General features: G+C 44.7%; 10 protein-coding genes and 2 tRNA genes. 9 read left to right on the top strand and 3 right to left on the bottom strand.

Annotated elements, in window-relative coordinates; genetic code table 11:
* Window positions 1-3 precede the first annotated feature (3 nt).
* Both BLQ79_RS05665 and BLQ79_RS05660 read right to left on the bottom strand, forming a co-directional pair.
* Window positions 4-80: transfer RNA gene (locus tag BLQ79_RS05665), tRNA-Lys, on the bottom strand.
* Between the two features lie 58 nt (window positions 81-138).
* The gene (locus tag BLQ79_RS05660; protein ID WP_091364687.1) at window positions 139-354 is read right to left on the bottom strand and encodes a hypothetical protein; all 216 of its coding nucleotides are present in this window, start codon (window positions 352-354) and stop codon (window positions 139-141) included.
* 98 nt (window positions 355-452) lie between these two features.
* Here BLQ79_RS05660 and BLQ79_RS05655 point away from each other — a divergent pair.
* From BLQ79_RS05655 to BLQ79_RS05615, 9 genes are all read left to right on the top strand, one after another.
* A tRNA-Arg gene (locus tag BLQ79_RS05655) sits at window positions 453-527 on the top strand.
* A 290-nt stretch (window positions 528-817) separates the two neighbouring features.
* The gene (locus tag BLQ79_RS05650) at window positions 818-1,504 is read left to right on the top strand and encodes a TVP38/TMEM64 family protein (protein WP_159427858.1); all 687 of its coding nucleotides are present in this window, start codon (window positions 818-820) and stop codon (window positions 1,502-1,504) included.
* 75 nt (window positions 1,505-1,579) lie between these two features.
* Window positions 1,580-2,044, top strand: a complete 465-nt coding sequence (locus BLQ79_RS05645; protein ID WP_159427857.1) for a YhcH/YjgK/YiaL family protein — start codon at window positions 1,580-1,582, stop codon at window positions 2,042-2,044.
* 116 nt (window positions 2,045-2,160) lie between these two features.
* Entirely contained in the window at window positions 2,161-3,330 is a 1,170-nt protein-coding gene (locus tag BLQ79_RS05640) for an efflux RND transporter periplasmic adaptor subunit (RefSeq protein WP_091364683.1), read from the top strand.
* Between the two features lie 9 nt (window positions 3,331-3,339).
* Window positions 3,340-6,471: an efflux RND transporter permease subunit gene (locus BLQ79_RS05635; RefSeq protein ID WP_091364680.1), complete on the top strand. Its 3,132-nt coding sequence runs from the start codon at window positions 3,340-3,342 to the stop codon at window positions 6,469-6,471.
* A gap of 175 nt (window positions 6,472-6,646) precedes the next feature.
* Window positions 6,647-7,573 carry a manganese-dependent inorganic pyrophosphatase gene (locus BLQ79_RS05630; protein ID WP_091364679.1) on the top strand — a complete coding sequence of 309 codons (927 nt, stop codon included), beginning with the start codon at window positions 6,647-6,649 and terminating at the stop codon, window positions 7,571-7,573.
* Window positions 7,574-7,713: 140 nt separating this feature from the next.
* Window positions 7,714-9,924, top strand: coding sequence for a DNA helicase PcrA (gene pcrA / locus BLQ79_RS05625; RefSeq protein ID WP_091364677.1), 2,211 nt, complete (start codon window positions 7,714-7,716; stop codon window positions 9,922-9,924).
* Window positions 9,925-10,076: 152 nt separating this feature from the next.
* Window positions 10,077-12,086, top strand: coding sequence for an NAD-dependent DNA ligase LigA (gene ligA / locus BLQ79_RS05620; protein WP_091364675.1), 2,010 nt, complete (start codon window positions 10,077-10,079; stop codon window positions 12,084-12,086).
* A 598-nt stretch (window positions 12,087-12,684) separates the two neighbouring features.
* A complete protein-coding gene (locus BLQ79_RS05615; RefSeq protein ID WP_091364674.1) occupies window positions 12,685-14,406 on the top strand; it encodes an ESPR-type extended signal peptide-containing protein in 1,722 nt (573 codons plus the stop codon).
* Between the two features lie 293 nt (window positions 14,407-14,699).
* Here BLQ79_RS05615 and BLQ79_RS05610 read toward each other — a convergent pair whose 3' ends face one another.
* Window positions 14,700-16,991 carry a LuxR C-terminal-related transcriptional regulator gene (locus BLQ79_RS05610; RefSeq protein ID WP_159427856.1) on the bottom strand — a complete coding sequence of 764 codons (2,292 nt, stop codon included), beginning with the start codon at window positions 16,989-16,991 and terminating at the stop codon, window positions 14,700-14,702.
* Between the last annotated feature and the right edge of the window lie 88 nt (window positions 16,992-17,079).

Here is a 17,079-nt window from a genome sequence, read left to right as displayed (position 1 = left end):
ATTTGGTGGATCATCAAGGATTCGAACCTCAGACACCCTGATTAAGAGTCAGGTGCTCTAACCAGCTGAGCTAATGATCCATAAGCTGACATAACTAATATATACTATGGTAAAAGTTATGTCAACCTCTGGATGATATTAATAGTGAATACCAAACTTCTTTTTCAGAGAATCAATGTCACTTCTCATTTCCTCATCACATTGCCTGAGCAGGGTGTTTCGATGGAATGTATCTCTTTTCATAGCAGCGGCCCTTTTAGCGGAAGCGGTACGGTAAATATGCGCCAGTTCCTTTTTATAGCAGGACATGAGCTCCTGTAATTCTTCAGCGGAAAGTTCTTCTTCGTTTTCCATGGGATGCACCTCCTCTAATGATATATATTTTAACATACTGGTAAAATGGGTATAGTATTTGAGCATTACGTCAGTATGTGTTATAATTCTTTCGTCAGGCGCCTATAGCTCAGGGGATAGAGCATCGGTCTCCGGAACCGAGTGCGAGGGTTCGAATCCCTCTAGGCGCTCCATTTATAAACGCCGGAGATGAAGGCATCTTCGTTTATATCAGAGAAAAGACGTCAGTTCAGATCGGGACTGATGTCTTTTTTCTATATCTGCCGGGAAGCAGCGAATTCAGGGGAAATAATAACCTGTTGTCCGGGATAAGGCGGATTCATTAGAGGAATATCAGAAAGGCCTTATTAAATTTTAAATAAAGAGTGGGATAAGGCTATTGACGTACTCTCCGGGCTTGCTTATGATGAAGCTACAAGCAGGCAATGTAAGTCTTCTGCCGGAAAACCGGCCTGGGAGGAATATGAATAAACAACATGTAAAGCAGCAGAGTGATGCAAAGATAAAGCTCATCATTCTTGCTGTTATTTTTTTCCTGTTCGCCTTAATATATGTGATTAATCCTGGCTTTTACCGGACCATGTATTATCTGTCAGTCAATGGGGATCTGAATGGGACTATTTCCTATCTCAGAAGCTTTGGGCCATATGCGGTATTAGTGAGCATTCTGCTGGATGTGCTGGTAAATGTTTCCGGGGTATTGCCTTCTATTTTTATATCTACAGCCAATGCCCTCGTCTTTGGACTATTCTGGGGATTTATCCTTTCCTGGCTTTCCGAAGTTATCGGAGTAGTAATTTCCTTTCTTCTGATGCGTCTTATGTTTCGAGACCTGGCAAGGCATCTGATGGAGAAAAACCGCCTGATAAGGAAGATGGGTACGTACGACAACTGGAAGATTGTGGCACTGAGCCGTATGATACCTTATCTTCCTAATGGGCTCGTGACAGCGGTGTGTGCAGTGTCTGATATCAGCTTCCTCCATCATCTGGAAGGGAGCCTGATTGGTAAGTTTCCCTCTGTATTCATCGAGGTCTTCGTTGGCCATGATATAGTTTACTATGAAACCAATGGAGCAAGGCTGCTGGGACTGATAATCGGGGTGGCGGTAGTATATGGGCTTCTGTGGGCGTGGAAAAGGCGCAGATAATCGAAAGGTCATGTATTACAAAGGATATTTGCTTTGTGGTAACATAAGAAGACAATGTAAAAAAGGAGTATGGAAATGATCAGTGGAGAAGCAGCAAATCTTGAAAAATATGCAAATCAGCTTCCGGATACCATCTATCAGTGCCTTGGTCAGATGGTACAGATGAATCTGGCAGAAAAGGCTGACGGAATTTATGAAGTGAACGGGTTCCGCCTTTCTCTGGAATCTCCGGTTACGGAACCGGAAGAACAGCGAAAACTGGAAGGGCACAAACAGTTTATCGATATTGCCTTTCTTGTGCAGGGGGAAGAATACATGGGAATCCAGCCGGTATGCTATGTTGAGAAAAACATAGAATCTCATCCTGACAGGGACTTGTACTTTTTTAAAGGAAGAAACGGGGAAACCAGAGTGCATCTCACACCGGGGAGCTTCGTTATCTGTTTTCCTGAGGATTTACACCGACCGCTTTGCTCCGGTCCCGAAGGGCCTGTACAGCTAAAAAAGGCGGTAGTCAAGGTGCCAGTGGATGCCTTATGATGAAATCATAACAGGGATATAATAGATAGCTAGCTATTGAAACATTATCCCTGTTTTGTTAATATTAGGATAATATAGTTTTACAAAAGCAGACTTTTTGTTTCAGGGGGTAAATAATGAATTATAGAAAATGGCTCGCAGCGACTGCGGCAGCGGCAGTATTGACAGCTGGACTGCTTTCCGGCTGTGGTTCTGACCAGCAGCAGGCAATGCCAAATGCCAAGGTGGACACGTTTAAGGTGTTTACATCCGATACGCCGATTCAGCGTCAGTACACAGGCACTGTGGAGGCTTTGCAGGAAGTTCCTGTAAAGGCTAAGGTTTCCGGTACAGTTACAGAGAAATATGTAAGTGGTGGTGAACGGGTAACGGCCGGACAACCATTATATCGTCTGGATACAAGAACTTATCGCTCTAATCTGGCTTCTGCACAGGCAGATGCAGCCAGAGCAGCAGCAACGTATCAGAATGCCCAGACTGATCTGGCACGTTATGAAAAGCTGATTGCCGGAGGGGCTATTTCCCGTCAGGTATATGACACACAGAAGGCCGCCGTTTCTGAATATAAGTCTGCAGTTAATGCGGCTCAGGCGCAGGTTCAGATTGCAAGGGATAATCTGAATGATACGATTGTGACGGCACCATTCACAGGGACGCTCTCTATGGATGATGTCAATGTGGGAACCTATGCTACAGCAGGAACCACACCACTGGTGACCATTTCTTCTTCTGATCCGCTCTACGTTCAGTTTGATATGTCTGAAGCGGAATATCTTAACCTCGTGCGTGAACATGGCGGAACCAGTGCTTTAGGGGATTCTCTGAAGCTTCAGCTTTCTGATGGTTCCGAATATGGATATACAGGAAAGATTGTACAGATCAACCCAAGCATGAACGGGGGACAGATTTCTTTCAAGGCAGCATTCCCGAATCCAGGAAACCTGCTGATGCCGGGTATGTTTACTACGGTTGTTTCTGATTCTCAGGTGGCGGCTAACAGTCTGCTGGTTCCAACGCAGGCAATTATTCCGTTGCTTGACAAGAACATGGTTGATGTTGTGGTTGGCGGGAAGGTAGTACAGAAGCCTGTGAATGTAATTGGTACATATGGCCTGTATTCCATCATTTCTTCCGGCCTGAATCCAGGAGATGAAGTCATTGTGGCTGGCCAGGCCAAGGTTGTGAGTGGTCAGGCGGTTCAGGCAGTTGAAGTTACAAAGGCTACCCTCGAAAAGCAGGCTAAGGAAGCTATGACCGCACAGCCGGCAGGCGGCACCGGTAAGTAAGGAGGTCTCATGTCAAAATTCTTTATTGAGCGTCCTATATTTGCAATTGTTATGGCTATTGTCATTTCTATTGCCGGGGTGCTCTGCATGTTCACATTACCAGTAGACCGATATCCACATATCACTCCACCACAGGTTTCTGTACATGCTACATATTATGGTGCAGATTCCCAGGTTGTAAACGATACGGTTGCTGAAGTTATCGAAAAGCAGGTAGTTTCTGTAGAAGGCTTTGATAACATGTCCTCTACCAGTAACTCCAATGGTTCTTATTCACTGAATGTGCAGTTCAAGAGCGGCGTAGATGACGATATGGCTACGGTTCGAGTACAGAATGCAGTAAGCCAGGCTACCGCAGGTCTTCCTGATTCAGTAAAAACACTGGGGGTAACTACTCAGAAGTCTTCCGGGGATATGGCACTGGTTATTTCTCTTCAGTCTCCAAATAACACGTATGATGCAGCGTTCCTGAAGAATTATTTCAGTATTAACTATCTGGATGAACTGAAGACGATTCCAGGGGTTGGTAATATTACCGAATGGGGTTCTGACTACGCAATGCGCGTGTGGCTCGATCCTATGAAGATGACAAAGAATAACATTACTACTTCGGAAATTGTAAATGCTATTGCCACACAGAATCAGCAGATTGCCGGTGGTATCATTGGTACTGCGCCGGTCGCTCAGGGGACTGCATTGCAGTATATTGTTAATGCAGAAGGTCGTCTGAAGACCCCGGAACAGTTTGGTGAAATCGTACTTCGGACTAATGCAGATGGCTCTCTGCTGAAGCTGAAAGATGTATCCCGTATTGTGCTGGATCAGCGTTCTTATGACTTTATTGCGCGAAGCGGTAATCATGCTTCCTCTGCACTTGGCATTTCTCTTACTAGTGATGCTAATGCGGTGCAGACGCTGACACAGATTAAGGAAAAACTTGCTCAGGATGCCAAGTCTTTCCCAGAAGATATGACCTATGCAATCAACATGGATAATACAGACTTCATCAATGCTTCCATTAATGAAGTAATGCATACCTTCTTTGAAGCGCTGGTTCTGGTTGCGATTATTGTTTATATCTTCCTACAGAATTGGAGATCCACACTGATTCCAATGATTGCCGTTCCGGTATCCCTGCTGGGAACCATTGCATCCTTTGAAGTACTTGGTTTTACTATTAATACACTGACCCTGTTTGCTATGGTACTGGCCATTGGTCTGGTAGTCGATGATGCTATCGTAGTTATCGAAGCGGTAGAATACGAAATGCGATATAACAATAAGTCGCCCAAAGAAGCTACCTATATCGCAATGCAGAAGGTACAGAGCCCTGTAATCGGTGTTGCCTGCGTACTCGCTGCGGTATTTGTGCCGGTATCATTCCTCGGCGGTATCATGGGGATTCTGTATAAACAGTTCGCTTTAACTATTGCCATTTCCGTTATTCTTTCTGCATTTGTTGCATTGTCCCTCACTCCAACTCTTTGTGCGTCTATCCTTAAGGAAGAATCCAAAGTTATTGAACGAGGTCGTTTGCAGAAATTCTGGGACAAGTTCAATGATGGGTTCGACCGAATGGTAAAGATATACGGGAATTTCCTGCGCAGGCTGGCTAAGCGGCTGGTGGTTCCTATGGGAGTACTGGTGGCGCTCACTGTGATTTCCGGTGTTCTGTTTGTTAAGCTGCCAACCGCATTCCTTCCATCCGAAGATAATGGCTATTTCTTTGCCTCTTTCACACTTCCGGAAGGTTCTGTTAATGTTAGAACCAATCAGGAAGTTGAAAAATTCCTCCGCTTTATTGCCAAACAGCCTGGTGTACAGGAAGAAATGGGGATTACCGGATTTGATATTCTGTCAGGCGGACAGAAGTCGAATGCAGCGACATCCTTTGTTAAGTTAAAGCCATGGGATGAACGTAAGACTCCAGATACATCCGTGGATGCTATGGTAGGTAAGGCCTTTGCCTTTGGGGCTATGAACCCGGGCGCAAATATTATTGCTATGAATCCACCGCCTATTCCAGGTTTGGGAACTTCTTCCGGATTCACTCTGTATATTCTGGATAAGAGCGGCGGTTCCATGGAAGAACTGAATGACGTAACCAATCAGTTCTTGGCTGCAGCTAACCAGAGACCTGAAATTAATGGTGCATATACCACCTTCCGTATGGATACTCCGGCATATCATTATGATGTGGATCGTCTGAAGGCAGAACGAAATGGTGTAAACATCGGTGATATTTTCAGCACATTGGCTACTTTCTATGGCGGAAATACCGTTAATGATTTCACTCTGTTTGGTCGTAACTATAAGGTCGTTGTAGAAGGGGATACACCATTCCGTATGAATCTGGCGGATAACAAATATGTGACCGTTCGTGATGCATCCGGCAACATGGTTCCGATTGGAAACTTTATTACTCCAACACAGACCAGTACAGCGGCAGTTATTACCCGATTCAACAATTTCCCGGCTGTTAAGATTGGCGGTAACAACGCAGCTGGATATTCTTCCGGGCAGGCACTTACCGCATTACAGGAAGTGGCGGATCAGGTATTGCCAAGCGGATACAGCTACGCATTTGCGGATACTTCCGAACAGGAACTTGAAGCAGGTAACAAGACAGTTTATGCTCTGTCTCTGGGCATTCTGTTCGTATTCCTGTCTCTTGCAGCACTGTATGAAAGCTGGAAGATTCCGTTTTCCATTCTGTTTGGTCTGCCGACCGGGTTCTTCGGAGCCGTTGTGGCAGCCTTTGCCTTCAATGTATATAACGATATCTATTTCCAGATTGGTCTGCTGACTATTATCGGGTTGGCGGCTAAGAATGCGATTCTGATTGTCGAATATGCGAAGGTTCGAGTGGATAATGGCATGGATGTCGTACAGTCAGCTATAGAAGCAGCAGAAATTCGTCTGCGTCCTATTCTGATGACGTCTCTTGCGTTTATTCTCGGTAACATTCCTCTGGCATTGTCTACAGGAGCAGGTTCCGTATCCCGTTCAGAAATGGGGATTGCGGTTGTCTTTGGTGTAACCTCAGCAACCATTTTCCAGATATTCATTATTCCGATGCTGTTCATCGTATTGGAACGAATAAACTTCTCCGGATTACGTAAAAAGATTCTGAAGAGATAATCAGCATAAGAAAGGATTGTGGATAATACAACAGGTATTGCCACAATTCTTTTTTATTGGAGTTTGAGTACTGATATCAGGAAAAATAGAAAAAGTTGAAAGTTTAAACTGTTTTTTTTCTGGTTTATGGTATAATACTTAAAGATTCATCGATTGTGTAAAAAGGAGAATACAAATGAGCAAAGTTATCGTTATTGGACATAAGTCTCCGGATACGGATTCTATTGCAGCAGCTATCAGCTATTCTAATCTCAAGCGTGAACTGGGAATGGATGCAGCTGCTTATCGCGCAGGCGAATTAAACAAAGAATCCAAATTTGCTCTGGATTATTTTGGCGTGGAAGCACCGGAATTTATTGACCATGTAGAAGCTGGTCAGCAGGTTATTCTGGTTGACCACAACGAATCCAAGCAGTGTGTGGATGGCATTAAGGATGCTGAAGTTATTGAACTGGTAGATCATCATAGAATTGGTGATTTTGAAACAGCAAGCCCGATTTTCATTCTGTTCTGCCCGGTAGGCTGTGTGAATACCATCATCTATAATCTCTATAAACTGAACAACGTGAAGCCGTCCAGAGCTATGGCTGGCATGATGCTTTCTGCTATTATTTCTGATACCGTTTTGTTCCGTTCCCCGACTACCACGGATAAGGATCGCGAAGCAGTTAAGGAACTGGCTGAACTGGCTGGAGTTAATTACGAAGAATACGGCATGGAAATGCTTAAGGCTGGTGCTGATATTTCTGACTATCCGGCTGAAAAGCTTGCTGGAAATGATACCAAGGAATTTGAATCAGCAGGTAAGGTATTCACTGTTGGACAGATCTCTGTAATGGATGTAGAACCAATCAATGCGAAGAAGGCTGATATTATGGCAGCACTGGAAAAGAACCGTGCAGCGCATAACTATGTTGCTTCCTATCTCATGGTGACCAATATTCTTACCGAAGATACTTATCTCTGGTTCACTGATGGTGCAAAGGATGTTGCAGAAAAGGCATTTAATAAGAATGCTGAAGATAACTGCGTATATCTGCCAAAGGTTATGTCCCGTAAGAAGCAGGTATCCCCACAGCTTATCAAGGCATATGCTGAATAATTTCTGTCAGGGATAACTGTATAGATATAAGGCCCGTACATACCATAAGAATGTACGGGTTTTATTATGTTTTTTACATATAGATTCTATTGGATTTATTGTGAAGGAATTGGAATCCCATGTGGAGGAGGAAATAATACATGGCTGAGTTTTTAGATAGCCTGAACAAAGAACAGCGTGCTGCTGTACAGCAGATTGATGGCCCGCTGCTGATTATGGCCGGGGCAGGTTCCGGTAAGACCAAGGCATTGACCTGTCGTATTGCATATATGCTGGAAAAGGGGATTGATCCGCATAAAATTCTGGCAATCACCTTTACAAATAAGGCGGCTCAGGAAATGCGGGAACGTGTACACAACCTGGTTGGGAGTGAGGCGGAATATATCTGGATGTATACATTCCACTCTTTTGGCGCCAGATTCCTCCGGAGGGAAATACAGAATTATCCACCGTATACGTCTCAGTTTACAATTTATGATTCAGATGATACCAAACAGCTTATAAAAAATATACTGAAGGAGATGAATCTGGACGATAAACAGTTCCAGCCAAATGCCGTGGCCGGGCATATTTCCAGTGCTAAGAACCGTCTGCTTGGCCCGGCAGCTTACCGGAAAGCGGTGGGAGATAACTTTTTTGCTCAACGTATAGCCGATATTTATGACCGGTATGATGCAGCTATGAAACGCAACAATGCGCTTGATTTTGATGACCTGCTTCTGGTAACGACAGAACTGCTCAAGAAAAAGGAAATCCGTGAAAAGTGGCAGAACCGTTTTCACTATATTCTGATTGATGAATATCAGGATACTAACCATGCGCAGTATCTGATGGCCAGATATATAGCAGGAAACCGCCAGAATATCTGCGCTGTTGGGGATGCGGACCAGAGTATTTATTCCTGGCGAGGTGCGGATCTCAGGAATATTCTCGATTTCCAGAAGGATTACCCGGATGCGAAGATAATTAAGCTGGAACAAAATTACCGGTCGACTAAAGTTATTCTTCAGGCAGCTAATGAAGTCATTAAGAATAATCTGGACAGACCATCCAAGCGGTTGTGGACACAAAATGAAAAAGGCGCGCTTATCCAGCATTTTGAAGCGGTAGATGAGCATGAGGAAGCTAACTATATTGTTTCCAGCATGAAAAAGAATCATGAACAGAATCGGGTTCCCTATGGGAATATGGCTATTCTGTATCGAATGAATGCACAGTCCCGTATTCTGGAAGAAGCGCTCGTCAGGCGAGGGATTGCCTATACTATGGTTGGCGGAGTAAGATTCTATGACCGTGCAGAAATTAAGGATATCATGGCATATTTGAAGGTGCTGGGAAATATGAGGGATGATATCAGTCTCCGTCGCATCATCAATACGCCAAAACGTGGGATTGGTGCAACTACGGTGGAAAAACTGTCAGAATATGCCAGTGAACATGGCATTTCCCTTTTTGAGGCGGTTATGGCAGCGGATGATACCAATGTGACCTCTTCAGCCAGACAGAAACTGCAGAAATTCAGCGCCCTGATTTTCGGACTACTCAATGCGGTGTCGGAGGGGGATGTATTCCAGCTGATACAGAAAGTGCTGGATGATACTGGATATCTTAGAAATCTGCAGAAGAGTGATGATCCGCAGTCAGAAAGCAGGGAAGAAAATCTGGGCGAACTGTTGTCTGTAGCCAGAGATTTTATGAGAAATAATCCAGATGGGGATCTTACCGCATTTCTTGAACAGGTGGCCCTGGTTAATGATGTGGACAACTATGATGGAGAAGATGATAAGGTCACCCTTATGACATTGCACAGCGCCAAGGGACTGGAGTTCCCTGTTGTATACATTGCCGGTATGGATGAAGGCATTTTCCCGGGCGTCCGGTCTCTTATGAATGATACGGCGATGGAAGAGGAACGGCGCCTCTGTTATGTAGGGATTACCCGTGCAAGGCAGAAACTTTATCTTACCAATACCCGGATGAGGACTATGTATGGTAAGCTTAAACCTTATACACCAAGCCGGTTCCTGAAGGAAATACCGTCGGATCTGGTGCAGCAGATTGAAGTAGAAGAAAGCCAGCGGCGCAAGACTCAGGTTATGCGCCGATATGATACATATGCCAGTGAGCGTGCCGTCTCGACAGCCGCATATTCCGGAATTCCTAAAAATCGCAGCCAGGGAGCACGATACGACTGGAAAGCCGGGGATAAGGTTATTCATAAGCTGTGGGGGAAAGGCAAAGTACTGTCTGTATCAGGGACAGGAAAGAGCATGATTTTAAAACTGCAGTTCCCAGGTCAGCAGGTTCGCCAGGTTATGGCAGCTTTCGCTCCTCTGGAAAAGGAAGATTGAAAAGGGGAATGACTTAATCATCTGACAAAAATTGTAAAGCTATGAAAAGAGATGGGAAAAGATATCTTTTCATAGCTTTTTTCATGGTAATGTATCTGCGCTGGGGTACGTGGTAAAATATAGCCGTATGCTCTTTATAAAGGAGAAGGATTATGATACCTGAAAAAACAGCAAAAGAAATAGAACAACTGCGCAAAGAATTGCGCTATCATAGTTATTTATATTATGTGAAAGATGCACCGCAGATTACAGATTATGAGTATGATCATATGTATCGACGTCTGGTGGAGCTGGAAGCAAAATATCCGGAGTCAGTCACGCCGGATTCACCGACACAGCGTGTTGGGGGAAAGGCGTCGGATGATTTCAGAAAAGTACGGTTTAAAAAGCCAATGCTTTCTCTGACGAACGCATTCAGTGCAGACGAACTCCGGGATTTTGACCGCCGGGTTAAAGAAGGTCTGGGAACAGATTCGGTGGAATATATTACAGAACTTAAGATTGATGGATTGTCTATGAATCTGGTGTATGAACAGGGGCGACTGGTTCAGGGACTGACCAGAGGGGATGGCCGTGTGGGAGAAGATGTAACTTCCAACGTAAGAACGATAAATTCCATCCCTCTTTTTATAGAGAATGCTCCGCCATATATGGAAGTACGCGGAGAAGTATACATGCCGCGGAAGAGTTTTATTCAGTTGAATGAAGCCAGAGATGAGGCAGGATTAATGCCGTTTGCGAACTGCAGAAACGCCGCAGCCGGATCACTGCGTCAGCTGGACCCGCATGTCACTGCGGCAAGAAAGCTGGATTTCTTTGCTTATGCACTGGGAAGCGTGGAAGGGCTGGAAATCCATTCCCAGGAGCAACTGCTGAAGCAGCTGGCAGCTTTTCATTTCCGGGTAAATCCCAATTATCGCAAATGGGATTCTATCGAAGGTGTAATAAAGGGGGTGGCCGAATGGCAGGATAAGCGCAGAGAACTGGCATATGATACGGATGGCATGGTGATAAAGGTCAATGATTTTGCCCAGCAGGAAGAGCTTGGGGCCACGGTAAAAGATCCTAAATGGGCTACTGCATACAAATATCCACCGGAAGAAGCGGAAACACAGGTGGAGCGTATTATTGTTACTATGGGACGTACGGGGGTTCTTACACCGTCTGCTGATCTTACACCGGTTCATCTGGCAGGGACTACGGTTAAACGAGCTACTCTGCATAATATGGACTTTATACGTGAAAAGGATATCCGTGTCGGGGATTGGGTGCGTATTTATAAAGCCGGTGAAATCATTCCGGAAGTAGCCGTGGTGGAAAAGGATAAGAGAACTGGCAGTGAAGTGGTTTTTGAAATGCCTTCTCATTGTCCGGTATGCGGCTCTTTGGTGGAACGTGTGGAAGGAGAAGCGGCTTATCGCTGTACCAATCCGGAATGTGGAGGTATCGTACGGGAAAAGCTCATTCATTTTGCATCCCGGGATGCGATGGCTATTGATGGTATGGGACCGTCCGTAGTAGATAGTCTTCTGGCATACAATCTGGTAAAGGATCCAGCCGATTTCTACAGCCTGAAGGCGGAGGATATCGAGCAGATAGAACGGATGGGAGAAAAGAGTGCAAATAATTTGGTAGCCTCCATAGCGGCCAGCAAAAATAAGGGCCTGGCCAAACTTCTTTTTGGTCTGGGAATCCGATATCTGGGAGCCAAGGGCGCAGAGCTTATTGCGGAGCGGTATCATACCATAGAGGCTGTTATGAATGCAGATGTAGAGTCGCTGAAAGGGACGGAAGGCATCGGGAATGTTATTGCGGACAGTTTATATGCCTATTTTAGAAAAGAGAAAAATATAGAATTGATTCACCGGTTGCAGGCAGTGGGGGTTTTAACAGAAGAAGTCCGTGAAGAGCAGATTGGTGGAGCCTTTTCCGGAGAAATGGTAGTTCTCACTGGTAAACTGGCATCTATTGGTCGTAGAGAGGCAGGTGAACGTATCCGCAGTCTTGGTGGAGACGTGCAAAGTTCTGTGACGAACAAGACGACTCTGGTGGTAGCAGGAACTGATGCAGGCAGCAAACTGGAAAAGGCCAGGGCCAAAAATATTCCGGTTATTAATGAGCAGGAATTCCTGAAACGGGCTGGTCTTGAAAAGACAGAATAATATCTCTCTGAATATTAGTGTTTATACAAAAAGCAGAAAATACAAAACTGTATTTTCTGCTTTTTTATTGTCATAAAATGGGAATGCGAGGAATAAATATACACTTATATACGAAAGTATAACTTAATTTTATAATATAACGCCGGATGAATTTTTATCTAATAATGTTTTTTTGAAGAACGAAATAAAGTTTACAATCGAGATAAAATGCAGCAAGTGTCAACCATTAGCGGAATTTCAGATTATTTGTGGTGTGCCAATGTCGTGCAATTGATGTACAAGTAAAAAGTAAGAATATACTTGAGTATACTTTTTGAAATAACCCCGGTTTTTTATACTATTCACAGTAAAAGGTTTGATAGACTTTCAGGGGATGAGATGGCGTAAGCAGCCAGCATATTCCTGATGCAGAGAATCATCCGGCCAAGATAAGGCTGCATCGCAGGGGAAGAGTAAGGTGATAGTTTACCCCGGTGTATTGCAGAGCCCTTTCCGGAAGATTCCGGAAAGGGCCTTTAATATTTGGGAGTTGACAGACCGGCAGTTCATCTGGCCTGAAGCTGTCACAAAAGATGGTGTTCAAAAGGAGGGTATACATATGAACAGGATTTACAGAGTTATTTACAATCAGGCAAAGAATTGTTATGTGGTTACATCAGAATTTGCCAGAGCACATACAAAAAGTGCAGGGAAAGCCACGCGGGGCTTGGTTATTGCCGCTATGACGGCTGGGGCGTTATTGTCTGGGGCGGGAATGAGTTTTGCCGCTCTCAGTACGACGGAGGTCAGCACACCGGCAAGTGGAACAGCCACCGTACTTTCTGGTGAGCTATCCGATGTGGTAACCGATGTTTCAGGGGCCGGGGCTACACTCACTGTTACTAAAGGGGATGGCAGTTCTACAACTGTCGTGGTAAATAATGTAGCCAATGCAACAGAAGCAGAAAAGGCTGTGAGCGATAAGGATGGTAATGATATTTCCACTACGTATCTGAAAACGGCAGATGCGGAGACTACCTACGCAACCAAGACCGCATTGCAGGCACAGGCTGATCATGATCAGGCCAATGTAGATGCACTGTCTGGAGCAATCAACCATGGTCTGGCGGTAGATGAAAATAATACGTTGCAGAAAATCACTTCTTCTGTTGATGCGGATGGTAACGTAACCACCTCAGTTAATCCGGCAGATACTCTGATTATCAATAAAGGTGAGACCAATGCGGTAACCATAGATACTACCGGACTGTCTGTTGGTACAGGAACCAAGATGGACGTCAGTGGGGTATATGCAGGCGGCAGTAACAGTACCGATGCAGCGGCTGCATTAAATGCAGATGGAAGCATTACCGGGGGAAGTCTCAGTGTTACCGGTTCTATGACAGGACATGACCTTACTCTGAGTGGAGGAAATCTGAATGCAGGAAGTGGAACCATCAGCACTACAGGAAATGTGGAAGCAGGAAAAGCAACTTTCCACGATGATGTGGATATTGCTAAGAATCTGAACGTGGCTGGTAATGCATCCGTCACTGGTGATGTGACAGCCGCTTCTTTCAAGGTTGGCAATGAAACATATATCAGCGCGGAAGGAATCAACGCAAATAACAAGAAGATAACCAATGTAGCTCCAGGCGAACTGTCACCGACCAGCATGGACGCGGTAAACGGTTCTCAGCTCTACAATACTAATCAGAGAGTGTCCAAACTGGACAGCCGCCTGGATAAGGTGGGGGCTAATGCAGCGGCACTGGCTAACCTTAATCCACTGGAATTCGATAAGGATTCTAAGTTGAATGTGGCGGCAGCCGTAGGCAATTACAGGGATGAAACGGCAGCAGCTATAGGCATGTACTATCGTCCGAATGAAGACGTAATGCTTGGAGTATCTACCTCGTTCGGTACCGGTGAAAACATGGTGGGCGGCGGAATTTCTGTAAGAGTGGGCCGCGGTGGCAATAAGTCGGCACGTGCAGCAACTGAGAATGCGATCAAGGAGAATGAAATCCTTCGTCAGGAAGTTAAGGAGCTCGAAGCACGCATGGACGCATTGCTTTCCGTGCTGAATCCTAATATGTCCAAGGAATTCCCTGATGTACCAGCTAACCACTGGGCATATGAAGCAGTTTCCCGGTTGGCTGGGAACGGCATCATAGAAGGTTATGAAGATGGCAAATACCATGGGGAGCGTCAGATGACCCGCTATGAAATGGCGGAAATTATCTACAAAGCACTTTCAAAGGGCGTTAAGGCGGAAAAAGAACTAATTGATGAATTCCGTCCGGAGCTCCAGGCCATGACAGCCAGCAACAAGGCATAACCTCATTAATCATCAGTTTTCGTCCCTCCAGGCCGGATGTTAGTTACGGGAGATGATGATTTGAGGAAAGGGTCAATGCATAGGTAAAAATTCTGTGCATTGACCCTTATATATTGGTGGAAATGTGAGCAGGGACTGACAGCTGTTTATTGGAAGCGAAGATGGTAATGACCACCAGACTGCAACAAGCAGGGTACTTAAAAGGGGGACAAAGAAAAAAGGATTCAGAAATAATTTATGGTATTTCTGAATCCTTTTTTGATTTTGACGGGAAAGTGCAGAGGCATGATCTTTCACGGATTAAGGAAATGTTGGTTTATAAGGGTGGCCAGCTGCGTTCTGTTTTTAATTCCCAGCTTTTTATATATACGGGAAAGAGCCTTTTTTATTGTAATTTCTGCGAGATGCAGTTCCTCGGCAATTTCCCGGTTAGTTTTTCCGGATACGGCCAGATGGATAATACGAAGTTCCTTACCAGTCAGTGTTTCCTGTAGCAGAGGAAATTGCATAGATTTTACTTCCAGATGATACGGTCTTTCCTGGACAAATAAAGCTATGTCCTGAATCAGATGGTTCATGGAATCGCTTCCACGTATTTGACTCCAGGTGACTGGTAAATGGGAAGTAAATGGAAGAAAAGGCGAAATAATATGATCCGGAGCCGCCAGAGTAAGCGCTTTAGTGAGACTTTGGCGAAAGTCGTCCGGCTGATTCAGCATATCATAAGCAATGGCCTGATATAAATAACTGTAAATTTCACCTAACACTGAATGGCGTTCTCTGGAAAAGCGTTCATTTCTGAGCGCGGCATAAAGGAGAGGGATACCGTTTCCCGGTTTTATCAATGTACAGGTTTCGATAAGTTCCTGATAGGTAAGCCCGGGAGAGTGGCGGAGAGGAGATTCAGGTTCAGAGTCTGGCGAAATATTTTTTTCAGCTATACACGGTATGGCGGACCGTAGTCGGAGGCTGCAAAGATGAATAAGCATGGACTCATAACTGGTGGCTCGGGGCAACAAAGACTGTAATTTTTCATAGATATCGGAAAGAGAGCTCGAATCATTCTGGAAATAAGCCATAAATCCCTGAATATAGAGGATACGTGCTCTTAAGGTCAGTTCAAGGGCAAAAGCCGGCAGTGTTGAGAGATGAGCCAGAATTTCTGCGGACTTTTTCCAGTTTCCGGTATGATAACTGTACTCTGCCTTAAAATATAATGCCCATTCTTCCTGATTCTGTTTATGATTTATAGTAGCCGACAGTTGATGCAATGTGGCAAGCTGATTTATTTCTTCACTGAATTTTCCGGGCACCGAATGGTAAATTAGTGCAAAAGAAGGGCATAAAAAACCGAGAGGAGGCGCATAGAGTTTTTGTCGGAAATGGGTGTGCTGTAAAATGGTGCAGGCATTTTGCATATGATTGATCATCGAGGGGAGATTGTTGAGAGAAATATAGGCTTTTAACAGCTCGAAGAATATGTGTTTGTCCTCTCCGGTCAATAATGAATTAACCCTGTCATAATTTTTCTGATACAGATTTCTGGCATTTGTAAAATACATGTCCAGCAGTATGTAAAGTACCGGATACATATGTTTTTTCAGCACAGAAGAAGGAACATGATCCAGTAAATCCATAGGGTATGTTTTGGGATTGGAAAGCAGTATGGTGTCTGCGCCCCTGATGAATATGCGAAGGCAAAGAGAATAATTCTTTGCACGGTTTGCATAAGACATGGCTTTGGTATATTGCTGCTGAGAAAGAAAATGTTGTGCTGCGCAGGTTAAATGCTGGTTCTGTTCCTCTTTCGGAAGCAGAGAGAATTTCTGCTGCAGGAATTCTCTTATCAGAGGATACAATGCATAGGTACCGGTGGTCTTTGTCTGGTGAAGAACAAATCCCTGAGCCAGGAGTTTGTTCAGCAGGGCATAGATATTGGTATTGCCGCAGACTGTTGTAGCATCTTCAATAGAGAAGTTGTCAAAGATGGAGAGGATACTGAGACAATGCTGTTCTTCTGTTGAAAGACTGGGCATGAGTTTTCTGCCTATCATGCGGAAGAAGGAAATCTTATTCTCCGGTAAGACCGGCGTTTCTGTCAGTTGTTGATAGGCCCGGGTGCCTTCGGCGATGGGATAGGTTTCATCGGGATTAAGTTTGTCATATGAAACGGAATTATTGATATGGACAATTTCCCAACAGATGCCATTGGCACAATCCGGATTTTTCCTATATAGGATGTCACACTTGAGATGTTCTTTCAGAAGCAGTGGAGTGGATGGCAGTGTCTGTACATCATTGGCAATGGTGATGTTTATGAAGTCGGCACTTAAACGATGCACAGCCGTGGTTTCGTTATGAATAGTGAAAGGAATCATTTCATCTTTTGTGGAGACAAAGAATCGCATGACCTCGTCCCGTCCGGATCTCATCATCTGTGATCCGCTGCCACACCAGGAAACATCAGGGGCTAACGATGCAAGAAGCAGGGCGATATCGTTTTGGACGTAGAAATCATGATATATGCGACGTGTATAGGATAAAAGATCAGCCTCTTCTTTCAGTGGGTCATTGTCAATGTGCATAATTGGACACCTCTCCGGGGAGTAAGCTAAGATTTTGAACGGACAGCAGATACCGTTTTTCTGGGTACTCTGTGTTAACATAAATTTA

The sequence above is a fragment of the Dialister histaminiformans genome (genome assembly GCF_900103425.1).
Classification (GTDB): Bacteria; Bacillota; Negativicutes; order Veillonellales; family Dialisteraceae; genus Allisonella; species Allisonella histaminiformans.
The sequence above is the reverse complement of the archived record's forward strand: the minus strand, read 5'-3'. Positions and strand labels throughout refer to the sequence as shown.